This window comes from Dendronalium phyllosphericum CENA369 (genome assembly GCF_016056275.1).
Lineage (GTDB): Bacteria > Cyanobacteriota > Cyanobacteriia > Cyanobacteriales > Nostocaceae > Dendronalium > Dendronalium phyllosphericum.
On sequence record NZ_JAECZA010000023.1, the window covers coordinates 38,101 to 53,308 of the forward strand.

The following is a 15,208-nucleotide window of genomic DNA, read 5'->3' on the forward strand; positions in this document are numbered from 1 at the left end:
ATGGCGAATGAGGAGCATTTAGCAATACTGAGGCAGGGAGTTGAAGTTTGGAATGAGTGGAGAAATAAATATCCTAAAGTAAGACCTGATTTGAGTGGAGCTAAACTGAATAATGCTAATTTGAGAAAAGCCAATTTTGAAGAGACTAACTTTAGTGGAGCAGAACTTTGTGGAGCTAATCTTCATGATGCTTACCTTCATAAAGCTATACTTAGCTCAAATAAATATCAAGACACAAAACTGATAGAAACTGACTTGAGTAAAGCAACTCTTAATGATGCAAAACTTGTAGCAGCCGATCTTACTAAAGCAAACTTAACACAAACATATCTTATTAATACAAATTTTAATGGTGCTACACTTATAGACATTAACCTTAAAAAAGCTTTCGTTTCAGATACAAACTTTTCTCTTACTAACTTGAAAGGAACTAATCTTAGCAACATAAGTCTGACTGGTACAAATTTTGAAGAGGCAGATTTAAGAGAAGCTAACTTTAGTAAAACAAACCTTTATCGCTCAAATTTAAGAAAGGCTGATCTTGCAAAAGCTAATTTATTTGAAGCTGATTTAACACAAACAAGCTTATATGATGCAAATTTAAGAGGTGCTTGTCTAACTGGATCTTGTATAAAAGACTGGGGAATTAATGCTTTTACTAATCTTGATGCAATAGTTTGCGACTACATCTACCTCGACCAAAAACAACAAGAACGCCGCCCCAATAGTGGTAATTTCGCTCCTGGAGAATTTGCTAAACTGTTCCAAAAATCCTTAGAAACAGTAGACCTAATCTTTCGCAACGGCATTGATTGGGATGCTTTCGCATATTCATTCAAAAAAGTAGAAGTTGAAAATCAAAGTACATATCCTATAGTTACAACTATTGAACTTATAAGTGATGGTATTGTTTTAGTAAAAATAGCTGTTACCCCTGATGCAGACAAAGCGAAAATCCATAACGAATTTATGCAGGGATATGAATTTGCAGCTAAAGTATTAGAAGCACAATACCAAGCAAGACTTCAAGATAAAGATGCAGTAATTGTCAGACAAGAAGCACAAATTAATCGTCTGTTTGACATAGTAGAACAACAAGGGTCAGTTCAAAAAGCACTAACAGAAAATCCTAGGAAAATTTCTAACACCAATATAATAAATTCTAAGTTTGCAGGCGGTATGGTGGATGCGATTAATGTTGACGCACAGCAAATCGGTGGTAACATTCAAAACAAAGACACTGAAGACTTCTCAAGCTGACCCATGGCTGACTCCCAAGATCCGAAGCAAGTCAATAACAATGACTTACGCAATGCCCAGTTTGGCGGCGGGTTTATTAATGCTGAGAATGTTAATGCTGGCAGAATCGGCGGGGACATTTGGAATATTTTCTTCGGGCAGCAGACAACACCAGTAGGTAATCCAGCTAGACCAAAGAATGAGCGTTTATTATTAGCCGCAGTCAAGGAAGAAGTGACTGCACGGTTAAAACAATCTCTACACAATGCCGTGCTGATTAATTTGGGTAAGGAGTCACAACCTCAGCAGGTAAAGCGACCTTGGGATGCTGACATAAAAATTGGTTTAAAGCCTGCTGAACCTCTCCTAGATACGACAACAATTTTAGAAATTTTTGACCAGGAAGAAATTGCAGGTAAGTTGTTAATTTTAGGTAATCCTGGTGCTGGTAAAACTACTACAACATTAGATTTAGCAAAAGCCTTGATTACACGGGCAGAAAAAAAAGCTGATTACCCTATTCCGGTACTATTTAACCTCTCGAATTGGAAGAATGATAGACAGTTGATACATGATTGGTTAGTAGCAGAATTAAAATCGAAATATGGGGTGCGAAAGGATATTAGTAGTAAGTGGCTGGATAATGCTAAGTTACTACCCATGTTAGATGGTTTAGATGAATTGGAGCCAGTACGTCAGGAACCATGTGTAAGAAAGATTAATGAATTTTTACAAAGCGATTACCGTCCAAAGTATTTACTGGTGTGTAGCCGTTGGGAGGAGTATGCTAACTATCACGAAAGACTTCAACTAAATGGTGCAATATGCTTACGATTACTTAGCTATCACCAAATTAAAAGTTACTTGGCTAATTTAAATAGAACGCAGCTTTGGCAATTTTTACAAACTGATACAACATTACTAGAACTAGTACGTAAACCATTAATGCTGAGTATAATAATACTCTCTTATGAAGAGTTGGCAACAGAAAGGTGGATAAATTTAACGTCAAATATATCACCCTTAGAATATTTACTAAATGCATATATACGACAAATGATGTCTCGAAGTTTAGTAAATCAGATGTACAGTAAACAGGAAGCTTCAGTTACAAAGTGGATGCAACGGTGGCTGGCGTTTCTAGCACAGTATTTGCAGAGTAGTTCAAAGACTGAATTTTCCATTGATGATATACAAGCTGGCTGTTTCCAAACCATCGCTCAGAAACGCATATATTATTTCACTATTAAAATTGCTTTGTGGTTATTTAGCGGCTTTATTGTAGGATTAATTTTTGGTAAAAACTTTGGGTTAGTTAGTGGCTTTGTAATTAGCCTAATTATCAATTTATCTGAAACAATACAATTGGCTGATAAAATAAAATTTTCCTTTAACAGGTTAATAGTTGGTTGTAAACTAGGCTCATTTATAGGTGCTATTGGTGGATTTTTATATAGTTTTTTATTTGCCCTATATATAGCAATAGCAATTGATGGAATCAAAAATATTAATATCTTAACATTTCTGGTATTTTGGGCAGTACTGACTATATTTTTAACAATTATTTTTAGCGTTTCAAGTGGATTAATTTTTGGAATATTTTTAAGTTTGATAAAGGAAGAATTTGAAATAAAGTTTATACCAAATCAAGGAATTATAAATTCATTTAAGAATGCGATAATATATAGTATGTTTAGTGGATTAATACTAGGAATAACATGGAGTTTAATATATATAGTTTTTCCAGGGAATAATTTGATAAAAATTGATGAACCTGATGTTTATGTTATGGGAACCACTGAAGCTTTAATAAATGTAGCTATTATTAGCGGTTTAAAATTTGCTGTTTCCAGTGGTTTGGCTATTTGGTTACTTTGTGGTGGTTTTACCTGCCTTCAGCACTTCGTCTTGCGCCTCATCCTCCACTTCAACGGCTACATCCCTTGGAACTACGCCCGTTTTCTCGACTACTGCACCGAGCGTATGCTGCTCCAGCGTGTCGGCGGCCGCTACCGCTTCATCCACAAGCTGCTGCAAGACCACTTTGCCCAAATGGAGTTCAAGCGAGATTAAGAAAGAATTTGCATCTGTTGACCTAAAAAACAAGGGTGATATTATTTACAGTAACCATGCTTAAGCCTGCCCAAGCAAATCCATGCCAGATTCAGAAGAACCGGAGAAAGTCACCAACAATAATTTGCAGAATGCCCAATTTGGTGACGGATTAATTAATGCTGAGACAGTAAATGTCGGGCAAATGGGCGGTAACGTATACAATATTCACCTTGGACAGCAGCAGGCAGCACCAAATAATACACCCTCATCACCGCAGCAAAAAGAGCGATCGCAGCAAGAACGAGACTCACTGGAAAAAGCTTACACGCTGCAAAGGCAGAAAGTTGAAAGGATACAAAACGCATGGGTAATTGAAACAGACCCATCCCGCAAATTTCAGTATGAACAACAGCTTCAGGCAGAGGAGCGCACATTACAAGAACTTGGTGACAAGTTGCTTGCAATTGAACAAAAGCTTTTAGAACTTGATAATCAACAGACAAAAGCCAATACAAGTATAGACGTTGAACCTTCGCCAATAGAAGACAAAAGCAACGCAATTATGCAGCCTGGAGCTTTAAGAAGGAATGCGTCAACGACTCAGTTTGATGTTTTCTTAGCGCACAATACCCAAGACAAACCTCAAGTCAGAGCGATCGCACTTGCACTCAAACAGCGAAATATAAAGCCTTGGCTAGATGAAGAACAAATTCCACCAGGGCGTTCATTTCAAGATGAGATACAACAAGCAATTCCACTGGTTAAGTCTGCGGCTATATTCATTGGTTCACAAGGATTAGGGCGTTGGCAGAGTTGGGAGTTAAAGGCATTCATAGCAGAGTGCGTTGAGAAAAAAATCCCTGTAATTCCTATATTGCTACCTGGAGTAAACAATTTACCCGAAGATTTAGTGTTTTTGAAGCAGCTAAGGTGGGTTGCTTTTACCAATGGAGTTGAAGACAAGGCTGCTTTAGATTTGTTGGTGTGGGGGATAACTGGAGAAAGACCAGAGAGTAGCGCACAGTTAGAGCAAAAGCCTGGAGAAATCCCACCCAAAAAAGTTTTAGAAGAAGTTGAGAGCTTAGGAATTGACTGGCATCAAGTTAGCTCCTCACTGTTAGATGAGCATCTGCGACTGACAACAAATCCGCTAACATCTGGCGAGGGGATTACCTACCGAACCGATCAGGTGTATGTACCATTGGGACTGGTAGAGCGTAAAAAGCAACCTCGGCGAAAAGAGGATGTTACACCAGAGAAAGGTTCAGAACTTTATCACGAAACAGAAATTACACAAACATTTCAGCATCAACAATTTTTAGAGCAGGTACTAAGAGACAGACAAAGCCCCAAAAGCCAGGGAAAACGCATTGCGATTATCGGAGAACCAGGAGCAGGAAAAACAACCTTATTGCAGCAAGTAGCTAAATGGGTATCGAAGCAGATAGAGCAGTCTGTTGTGATTTGGGTGTCTCTGGCTGATCTGCGATCGCATGACCTGGAATCATATTTATTAGAGGTATGGTTGCAAGCAGTGGCCAGGAAAGCTAGACAAGCTGAAGCATCTACTTTGGTTAAAGATGATTTTGTAGCACAATTTAACCGAGGGTTAGTGTGGCTGGTACTGGATGGGGTTAATGAAGTGCAAGGCAACCCGTTAGAAGATATTAATCGGCAGATTCGCCAAGGGAGCTTGCTACAACAGGCGCGGATTGTACTTTCTTGTCGCTTAAATCTTTGGGACAATGGCATTAACGATCTGCTGGAGTCCTTTGATAACTACCGAACCTTGGATTTTTCCTATCCTCAGCAAGTAGAGGAGTTTATTTGCAAATTTTTTAGCTCCCAATCGCCAGCAGAAATTCAGACAGGACAGCAGTTGTGTATGGCGTTAAGGGAACCAGCGAAGGAAAGGATTCGAGATTTAGTAAAGAACCCATTAAGGCTAACATTATTGTGTTTCATCTGGTATTTAGGTGAGGGTAATTTACCTCAGACTAAAGCACAGTTGTACGAGCAATTTGTCGCGGATTTTTATAAGTGGGAGAAAAAGCCATCTGCGAAGACAAGGGAGCAATGCAGGCGTTTAAATGTGGCTTTAGGTGAATTGGCGCGAGATGCTATTGATAAAGAAGCAATGCGGTTTCGCTTCCGGCAGGAATTTGTATGCGAGTATTTGGGTGATCCAGATGATATAGATTCCTTATTTGCGATAGCGTTACGGTTGGGATGGCTAAACAAAGTGGGTGTAGAGGCAGAAAATCATAGAAAATCAGTGTATGCGTTTTTCCATCCGACTTTTCAGGAGTATTTTGCAGCCTCAGTAATAAATGATTGGCATTATTTTTTCAATCACATTCCTGAAAATCCGAGTCACTTAGATGCTAATTATAGAGTTTTTGAGCCACAGTGGAAAGAGGTTTTACTGCTATGGTTAGGAAGAGATCCTCAAAATGAACTGGATGAACAAAAAGAACAATTGCTGAATGCTCTTGCAGATTTTGAAGATGGTTGTAGCGATATAAATTTGTATGGATATCGTGCAGATTTGCTAGTAGCTGTAGGCATTGGTGAATTTTATCACTTTAGTCGGACTAAAGAAGTAATTGAAAATGTTTTTAGGCAAGGCGTTCATGAAATAGAAATATTCAATAACCCTTTTGCTGCTGCTGCCAGAAAAACGCTTCAAGAGATGAACCCATCAGTATTATCGAATAAATTAGCTATTCTCATAAGTTCAGAGGATACTATAGTTCAACATGATGCTGCAAAACTAGCAGGTGAATTAAGAATAAGAGATTTGCAACTAATTGATGCTCTCACTCGACTGGCTCAAACAACGAAATTTAAAGATACTAAATGTTATACTTTATCTAGTTTATTAAAGCTAGACTCTAGTAATTCCTACGCTATTGATAGCTTAATTGATGTACTTAATACAGAAGAATATCCTATAATTGCGATTCAAAGTCTAGGTGGAGCCAACATTGGTAATATAAAAGTAATTGATGCTTTAGAAAATTTGATTAAATTGAATTTTTTTAATCAAAATAAACTTATTTTTATGGATGAGCAAGATATAGCTTATTTTGCTTCATACAGTTTGCTAAAATTAGATCCCACTAATAATACTGCTCAGTTAACTTTAAAAGTTTTATCTAAACAGCATTATAGTGATATAATCCGTAGTTTAATATCTCAATCTTTTAAAAAGCACGGAATTATTGGAAGTGGTTTTGAAACAGATAAATTAGAAGGTGTTCAAAAAACTTTTGATGAAGATATAAACAATAAACTATCTCAGATAGGTTTAACGTTAAGTAAAGACATAGGTCAAACTATTAATAATCTAATTAATATAATGTGTAATAATAATGACAAAAATACCCGCCAAAAGGCTGCTTGGTGTTTAGAGATTATTCTATATGATTATTTATCAACTATACCTTTAAGCTTATGCTTACAATTGGTTAAACAGCTAAAATACTGCTTGAATAATTCTCCTGATAAACACAATACAAAAATTACATATCTTGCTGTTGGAGTTCAAGAGCCAATGATAGCTTTACATAAAATTCTTTGGAGTATCTCTCATCACCTACCCTATCCATATTTTTTTAAGGCATGGCACAGTGAGTTAAGTTTTTAGAATGAAAACTAATGTCAAACTTAGATAAATAGTTAGGGCTAGTTTGTAAATTTAGCTAAGATATTATTTTTGTTTTCCATTCCATCAGATACTCATCAAAAACTATACAACCTCATTGCAAAAACTTCCTCAGCGACCCCTTAATTACAATCTCTAAAGCAATTTTATCCTTTATATAAACGTACTCACCCCTCCACCGGATACCGCCGCATCATCTCCGCTACCGCCACCGCCTTACCATCCGGCGTATACACTGTTTCCCCCGACATCCCAATTACAATCCTCTCCTTCCTTGCCCATTCAAACCAAACGCTCACACCAGACTTGGCCTGTGCTGACTCCGACTTCCTCCCTTCCTTACAAGCTGCGACAAATACAGCTTCCGGTGACTTGATTCCTTTCCAGGTTCGTATCGCTTCTTTAAGATCAGCAATCGCCCCTGACACATTCTCCCAACATTGCCTGACTGTACGTTGAATCTCTGCGTTTAACCGAAACTGTGGGGTACAAGCAGGTATTTCTACTACTATTAAACTATAAGAAAGCGAAAATAACTGCATGGGAGAAGTGATAACTGTGTGGTTTTGGGAAAAAGATTCCGTTGAATACGAAATATTCAAGAAATACGAACATATTTTTTCCTAAAAATTTGCATGACAATGTGAACGACATTGCAATTATATTGGTATCCAAAGTTTTTAAATTTTGTAATTCAAAATTGATATTCTATAGCTATAGCCACTTTTATTAGGACGCTGCTTGCTTGAGAACGAATTCTATCGCATCACGTAAATGATCCCAAAGGATAGTAGTAATTACTCATTATTCAGTTAATATGGGTGATTGTAAGCTTCTCCAAAATCGTAGATAAGATTATTTAAATTCTTAAACAGAAGCTAAGTATAATTTCTGAGGCTAATAGCAATATTTATTGCTTAACCTGAGTTTATATTAACACTTAGGGTAAGAATGTCTCGGCTAATTTCTGAGCAAATAAACTACCAATTTTTACTCCTTACACATATGGTATGTGCTGATGAGCAAATTCATAGCGAGGAAGCAAAGACGCTACGAGAGTTAGCACAGAAAGCAAACATGGGAATACATACCATTGAAGAAATGGAGAAAATATTGAATCAAGATGAAAACTTTATATCTGTTGAGAATGTAGCACGTCAAATTCAACAAGGTGAGCAAAGTGAGGCAATGCGACAGATGTTAGCTATTGCCTATATTGATGGTTATTTTTCCCCTTTAGAACGGGAGATGATAGAACATATTGCAAAAGTTTGGAACTGGTCGAATTTAGAAATCGAAAGGTTGCTTGAACAAACCGAAAAATTTGGTAGAGCTAAACTCATTAGTAACAATAGAGATGAAGCTGAATTATCTGTTGGCGCGCGTCTTTTAAAGGGGATAGATTCGGTTTTATCTCGTGCATTAGTAGATAATTTAGCAAAAGTTGCTCCTGATAATGTTGGACGTAAAATTGACCAATTGCGGAAAGAAATATTATTAGCAGGGCCTGAATATGAAAATGCTATCCAGCAATGTACAGTTGTAGCAACTGAAGATTATAAATTTGCGGAAAATTCCCTAAAAAGTGCTTATTCTGCTCTTAGAGTATTAGCTAAAAATCTTAAAAGATATACTGAAGAGATACAGCAAAAAACAAGTAGTCAAGGACAAGCTAACACTGCGAAGGAAGTAGCAAAACAGCTTGAAAGTACCAGGAATGCTTTAATAGTTGAAGCTCTAAAAGAGCTTGAAGGAGTACATGAATCGCTACGCGCAAAACAACGTGCTTTAAAGCATTTTAGCATAGCTTTCATAGGTAAAACTAAAGCAGGCAAAAGCACTCTCCACGCAATTATTACAGGTGATGGCTGGGACGCTATCGGTGTAGGTAAACAGCGTACTACTCGTTTTAATCGGGTTTATGAGTGGAAAAATATTCGTATCATTGATACTCCTGGAATTGGTGCGCCTGGAGGTAAAAGTGATGAAGAAATTGCTGAGAGTATTATCGATGAATCTGATGTTATTTGTTATGTAGTCACAAATGATAGCATTCAAGAAACAGAATTTAAATTTTTGCAACTTTTAAAAGAAAAAGCCAAACCCTTAATTATATTACTTAACGTTAAAAATAATTTGAGAGACACTCGAAGGTTAGAACATTTCTTAAAAGATTCAAATAAGTTGTTTGTAATGGATAGTGCAAGTGGTTTAGGTGGACACATTGAACGCATCCGTCGCTATGCCAAACAGCATTATGCTAACGACTACTTTGATATTATTCCTGTAATGCTTCTGGCTGCACAAATGTCACGAGAGTCAGAGCATCAACAAAATAAAAGCAAACTATTTAAAGCAAGCCGCATACAAGATTTCCTGGATGCTATTCGAGTATCTTTAGTTGAACATGGAGGAATTAGGCGATCGCAAACTTTACTCGGTTCTACAGTTGGTGCAATTGAAGCTCCTAACAAATGGGTAACTCAACAATTACAAGCTTATCAAAACTTGTCCAAAAACTTGAAAAGTATACGTAATAAATTTCAAGAGGAAATCGCCAAAGCATCTATAAGCAATCAAGAATACTTAATAGAAAAAATTAATACAGTTTTTAAAGATATATTCGATACAATTCAACCCTTTGCAGAAGAAAATTGGGATAACGATGAAAATCAAATGAAATCAAAATGGGAAGGTAAACTAAAAATATTAAAATTTCAAGACAGATTGAATAATGCTTTTGAAGAAAGTGGAAAAAAGTTTAATCATGAAGTTGAAGAATTACTAGAAGAAATTGGGACTGAATTGCAATTAATGGCTAGGTTAGTAGAGGGAAATTTTCATTTCAAAAAAAATATTAACATAAATTTTAAAGATATGCTACGTATTGGGGCTGCTATCATAAGCATTGCCGCAAGTATCACAATGCTTTTTGCTGCGCCTCCACTTGGAATTATTATGGTCATCGGTACTATTATTAGTGGAATTACTAATTTTTTCAAATCTCAGAAAGAGAAACAACGTGAAGCAGCAGAAAAAATTAGTCAATCTCTAAATAAACAATTAAAAGAGTATCAACAGAAAACACTATCAAAAGCAGAAGAAGAATTTTCTTGTTATTGTGATGCTGTTGCACTTAATATCAACGGTTATTTTAATGAATTAATTCAAGGCATAGAAAAAATAAATAATCAACTTGCAAAAACTAAAAATCAATTAGACAGTTCTGCTAATTATCTCAATCGTGCTTACGCAAAACGAATAACTGACTGGTGTAGTGATAAATACGAGCAATTAACAGATGAATGTATTATTGAAACTATTTCTAAAGTAGAACGTAATTTTGGACGAAATATAAAAATTCAAGTCAAATCTGTATTTAAGCAGACGAAAATACAAGAAGAAATTAATCAAATAATACAAGAAAATGTTTATATTAGTTTGATAGATCCATCCAAATAAAATATCAATTCTAGATATATTTTCTATAAAGTTTTAGCAAAAATTAATTCAAACTATATAAGTATAATAGGAATGGAACAATCATGAATAAGCAACCAGTATTTAATGCAGCAGATGTAGCTAACAAATTTAAAATAAATTGTATTGATTTTGATAAGATATTAGCTCAAGCTAATCATCCTGAATTTTCAATTATTCGTAGTAAATTACGCAATGAAGTAAAAAAATATCGAGAAAGTGGAATTATTACAGTTGCTTTTGTCGGTCAATATAATGCAGGTAAATCTACTACAATTTCTGCATTAACAGGAAGACGTGATATTAAAATAGATTCTGATATTGCAACTGATTTAACTACTATATATGACTGGAACGGTATCAAATTAATAGATACACCAGGACTATTTACAGATCGTAAAGATCATGATGCAATTACGTATGAGGCAATTAATAAAGCTGATTTATTAATTTTTAGTCTTACCTATATGCTTTTTGATTCAATTACAGTAGAAAACTTCAAAAAGCTAGCTTATGAAAAAGGTTATCGCTGGAAAATGATGCTACTTATTAACAAAATGTCTGATGAAGCAGGAGAGGAAGCACAAAAAATTACTAATTATCGTAAGAGTTTGGCAGAGGCACTTCACCCTTATAGTACTGATGAATTTCCAGTCTGTTTTATCGATGCGAAGGATTATTGTGACGGCGTAGATGAAGGCGACGATTTTCTTCTCGAAATTAGTCGTTTCCAAAGTTTTATTGATTCACTTAACAATTTTGTCGAACGCCGTGCTGCACTTGCTCGTTTTGATACACCAGTACGAATAGTTTTAGCATCTGTAGATGAGGCCCAATTAAACTTTACACGTAATTCCAATCAAGATGCTACTTTTTTAGAACTTCTGACACGTTTATCTCGAATAGTACGTAAAGAAAGAGAACGCTTGCGAACAAAATTTAATACTTTAGCTTTAGAAGTGTCTTCTAGAGTTGTTAAAGAAGGAATTAAGTTAGCTTATTCTGTAGGAACAGTGACTCAAGAGGAGTTTGAACAACTAATTATAACGGCAGAATTTAATGTGCAAAAATACTATGATACCGCTACAGAAAAGCTAAAGAAAATCGTAGAAGAAGCTGTTGAAGATATTAGTCAAGAAGTGAAAAAAGTATTGCAAAGCGATCTGACTCAAACATTCATTAATTGTTTAAAAAATACTCATAGAGTATCTACAAGAAATATTGATAATAATATAAATTTTGAGCGTCTACAAGGTCAAGTTGAAGCTTTACAAAAAATTGGTGATATATTAGGGGTTCATTGGGATAAATTTACTGCTGGTAGAGTAGCTTCCGGTAGCCAAGGCTTTTTAAATGCCACGAATGTAGCAGGTAGTAACCTCCATCATGTAGTTTACGGTGTAGGAAAATTTGTTGGAGTAGATTTTAAGCCTTGGCAAGCCGTTGGTATTGCTAAAGACCTTGCTAATTTTACTATGTTCCTTGGCCCTGTACTTTCAGTAGTTGGCGCTGGCTTGGATGCTCATTCCATGCAACAAGAAACAGAAAGACAAGACAAGATGGCTGAAGCCCGCCAAGATATTAGAAGTCAATTTGTTGTCATTGCAAAAAATCTTGAAAATCAAATAGAAAAATTTCTCGCTGAAGTCGAACTACAAGTGTATGGTGAACTTGATAGACAAATTGTAGAGGCACGTCAACAGGAAGAAAGCGCGATCGCTGCTTCTAACACTTGGGTAAAACAACTTGCTGATATTCGTCACAATTTCGAGTCTATTCTTCGTTACATTAGCAAGGTGAGAGATAATACAGAAATTTAAAGCAGTAAAACATCCCTTCAGTTGCATAGATGAAAGTTATAATCCCTTTTAGGGAATAAAATTCAGTTAAATACAAGCTATTTAAGCAGTCCGAATCAGATGCGATCGCAATTACTGATAGAGAATTTCAGCAAGTTTTAGATAATATTGCTTTGAAAATCTATTTAGACTTAAGGCTTGTTTTGATCGCTATCTGAACGTTTAAGATACTCAATAGCTATATTACAAGCATCTGGGTTGTCGTGGTAAAGCTCAATAATTGATTTCAAACTTTCGCGAAGTTGACGTTTCTCTAGTTTTTCTAATTGATAGCTGGTTTGTATTGGAGTAGCAATCGCAGCGCCTACTAAAGACAGTAGAGATGGAATTATGGGTAACCACCAACCATATAAGAAGGCTATGTAAGAGACACTTATCAAACTAGCCCCTAGACATAGAACACACACAACAAATTTTAGTGGAGAGTGCAATAGCAAAACTACACTGATACCTATCCAAGAAAAGGCTAAAATCCACAAACTTTCTACTTGCTCAGACCATGCTTTTAATAAAGGTCGCTCTTCTAAGACGGCTGAGATTAACTCACTGATAAAATAGGCTTGCAGTTCAATACCAGCAATCGGCTTTGCCGTGCCCATAATCCTACTAGATTGAGGAATAAATACAAAGTCTTGGAGGCTGGGAGCTGTGGAACCAATGAGTACAATGCGATCGCGTATCCAGCTTGTTGGTACTTTATTATTTAGTACATCGCTCATAGTTACCTGCCGATAACCACAGCGTTTTTGAGAACCACTGCCCTCGCAGCCTAGTTTGGGAAAGTTGGAGAGAATTTGGTAGCCTTTATCATCAGCACCCACATAACCACCATCATTTGCTTGAAAGCGAGTAAATACTGCTTTACCCAACTGCAAATATTCCGGATTGTCAGATGCTTTTTGGAGAATAATTCCCTTTGACTTTAAATACAATAAAGCCAGTTTTAAGGCAAAACTTTCGTGTACCTGTTTACCAGCATGCCAATACAATAAGCTACGGCGTACTTTGCCATCAGGATCGTATAACACATTATTGAAACCCACTTGCTCTAGATTTAGCCCTAGTGGAGGTGAAACACCAAAATTTTTCTGTTTCTGATTTTGACTTGCTAACAATTGAATACCAATCAAATTCGGTGTTGATTTATAGGTATCAAGCAGTTCTTTATGACTAAATCCTGTCAAATCATTACTGGGTACTAGCAAATCTCGGTAGATATCTAAGCCAATAGCTTGAGGTTTGTGAACGTTTATTTTTCGTAATAATTTCGCTATTTGGCTATCTGGAATTGGCCAGGAGCCTATTTGGCGCAAAGAAGCTTCATCAATCGCAACAATTGTAATGCGATTATCTGGCTGTTCAGTTGGGCGTAATCGAAAAAATTGATCTAGTACTGTCAACTCTAAAGGTTGGAGTAATCCGATAGAGCGTATAAGCAATATACTCATTCCAATACTGGAACCAGTAAATATCTCCCATCTCTGCCAAATCTTTTTTTTAAATAGGTTTTCTTTAGCTTTTTGTTTAGTTTCAGTCAAAATTAGAGCTACTTGGTCTTGTACTTCTCTAGCCTTTCTTTCTGATTCCAAAGCAATTTGTACTTCCCGCTTATCTAAATCCTGGCTAGCAGCTAAAAACTGATAATCTAGATCGCTTAAGCTTTTATCCATTGCCCATGCTTGGGCATCATGCAAGGCTTGTCCGCGCAACAGCCAAGATTTGTCTTTATTGCCAACCCATGCTTCTAAGACTTCTCCATAAGGGCGTAAATCTACTAATGCCTTGACTACCCAGTTATAGTCGAATACAGATTTGTAAATTTGGTTATAAACTCTTAGCTTTCCCTGCTGCTTGACTGCTAAACCCGACAACCGCAGTTCCATTTGCTCAGAACTATCATTGCTTGCTACTTCTCCCTGTTGCAAAATTTGCTGATACAGACCCAGTAACCGACCAGCACGTTTTTGATTAACTAGCAAGCGATCGCGTATTGTTTTTAAGTGTTCGGGTTGGTCATGAAATTCCCAATTCTCAATGAGGTGCGATCGCACTAACTCTGCAACTCCTGCTACCTCAATACCCTGTGGAATTAGCTTACAAAGCTTCTGTGTCAAAAAAGGTTGCCCACTTGTCCAAGCTAATACCTCGTGCAACACCGCTTGAGGATTGCTAACTTTTCCAACTAATCCTTGAGCTAATGGTTCGGCTTCATCTATTTGAAAACCAGCCAATTCAATCGCCTGACCAATATTAAAAGGTGTACGCTTTTTATCGACAATCAAATCTGAAGGTGTCGCTACACCAATTAGTGCAAAAGTCAGCCGTTTGTATTCTGATTTATCAGCACGTTGGTTATAGCAGTTGCGGATCAGGGCAAAAAAATCATCAATGGCAAAATTCAGGCTGAGAACGCTATCAATTTCATCGACAAAAATCACAATTTGTTGAGCAACTTGAACTAGTAGTACTTTTTCAATAAACTTGCTCAATCGCTGCACTGGAGATAGTAAATTGTGACACTGCCACCAGTTCTCTAAATCAAAATTTTCATACAAATCTAGACTGTTAGCAATATTATCTATTACTCCGGCATACCATTGCTCTGGAGTAATATCCCACGTTCCTATTGCTGTAATATCAATTGACGCACAAGCAATTTTCTCTTGTTGCAAGCGTTGCATAGTCCTCACCCGCAAGCTTGACTTGCCCATCTGCCGCGAGTTCAGCACATAACAGAAATCTCCCGCCTTTAACCCTGCGTACAAGTCTTGGTCTGCCTGCCGCGTCACATAAGTAGGAGAATCAGGAGGTAAACTGCCTCCCACTTGGTATGCGTAAGCTGGACTTGGTGCTGCGTTCATGGAAGAATTTTTTGGCTGTCGCAATGATATTAGTAAAACAAGTTACA

Annotated in this window: 7 protein-coding genes; 5 read left to right on the forward strand and 2 right to left on the reverse strand. The window is 36.7% G+C overall.

Annotated elements, in window-relative coordinates:
- From I8752_RS08410 to I8752_RS08420, 3 genes are all read left to right on the forward strand, one after another.
- Positions 1-1,260 carry a pentapeptide repeat-containing protein gene (locus tag I8752_RS08410; protein ID WP_214431852.1) on the forward strand — a complete coding sequence of 420 codons (1,260 nt, stop codon included), beginning with the start codon at positions 1-3 and terminating at the stop codon, positions 1,258-1,260.
- Between the two features lie 3 nt (positions 1,261-1,263).
- On the forward strand, positions 1,264-3,312 hold the full coding sequence (locus tag I8752_RS08415; protein WP_214431853.1) for an NACHT domain-containing protein: 2,049 nt from the start codon (positions 1,264-1,266) through the stop codon (positions 3,310-3,312).
- Between the two features lie 82 nt (positions 3,313-3,394).
- Positions 3,395-6,943, forward strand: coding sequence for a TIR domain-containing protein (locus I8752_RS08420; RefSeq protein WP_214431854.1), 3,549 nt, complete (start codon positions 3,395-3,397; stop codon positions 6,941-6,943).
- Between the two features lie 185 nt (positions 6,944-7,128).
- On the opposite strand, the gene I8752_RS08425 is transcribed toward I8752_RS08420, so the two are convergent.
- Positions 7,129-7,563, reverse strand: coding sequence for a hypothetical protein (locus tag I8752_RS08425; protein ID WP_214431892.1), 435 nt, complete (start codon positions 7,561-7,563; stop codon positions 7,129-7,131).
- Between the two features lie 349 nt (positions 7,564-7,912).
- Here I8752_RS08425 and I8752_RS08430 point away from each other — a divergent pair, with 349 nt between their 5' ends.
- Together I8752_RS08430 and I8752_RS08435 are read left to right on the forward strand one after the other, a co-directional pair.
- The gene (locus tag I8752_RS08430; RefSeq protein WP_214431855.1) at positions 7,913-10,423 is read left to right on the forward strand and encodes a GTPase; all 2,511 of its coding nucleotides are present in this window, start codon (positions 7,913-7,915) and stop codon (positions 10,421-10,423) included.
- A gap of 83 nt (positions 10,424-10,506) precedes the next feature.
- Positions 10,507-12,261, forward strand: a complete 1,755-nt coding sequence (locus tag I8752_RS08435; protein WP_214431856.1) for a GTPase — start codon at positions 10,507-10,509, stop codon at positions 12,259-12,261.
- A gap of 170 nt (positions 12,262-12,431) precedes the next feature.
- On the opposite strand, the gene I8752_RS08440 is transcribed toward I8752_RS08435, so the two are convergent.
- Positions 12,432-15,161: a CHASE2 domain-containing protein gene (locus I8752_RS08440; protein ID WP_214431857.1), complete on the reverse strand. Its 2,730-nt coding sequence runs from the start codon at positions 15,159-15,161 to the stop codon at positions 12,432-12,434.
- Between the last annotated feature and the right edge of the window lie 47 nt (positions 15,162-15,208).

What these genes read in the sequence shown, in the direction of transcription:
- I8752_RS08440 (WP_214431857.1), bottom strand. Translation starts at nt 15,161, where the DNA reads ATGAACGCAGCACCAAGTCCAGCTTACGCATACCAAGTGGGAGGCAGT.
- I8752_RS08430 (WP_214431855.1), top strand. Translation starts at nt 7,913, where the DNA reads ATGTCTCGGCTAATTTCTGAGCAAATAAACTACCAATTTTTACTCCTT.
- I8752_RS08410 (WP_214431852.1), top strand. Translation starts at nt 1, where the DNA reads ATGGCGAATGAGGAGCATTTAGCAATACTGAGGCAGGGAGTTGAAGTT.
- I8752_RS08415 (WP_214431853.1), top strand. Translation starts at nt 1,264, where the DNA reads ATGGCTGACTCCCAAGATCCGAAGCAAGTCAATAACAATGACTTACGC.
- I8752_RS08420 (WP_214431854.1), top strand. Translation starts at nt 3,395, where the DNA reads ATGCCAGATTCAGAAGAACCGGAGAAAGTCACCAACAATAATTTGCAG.
- I8752_RS08435 (WP_214431856.1), top strand. Translation starts at nt 10,507, where the DNA reads ATGAATAAGCAACCAGTATTTAATGCAGCAGATGTAGCTAACAAATTT.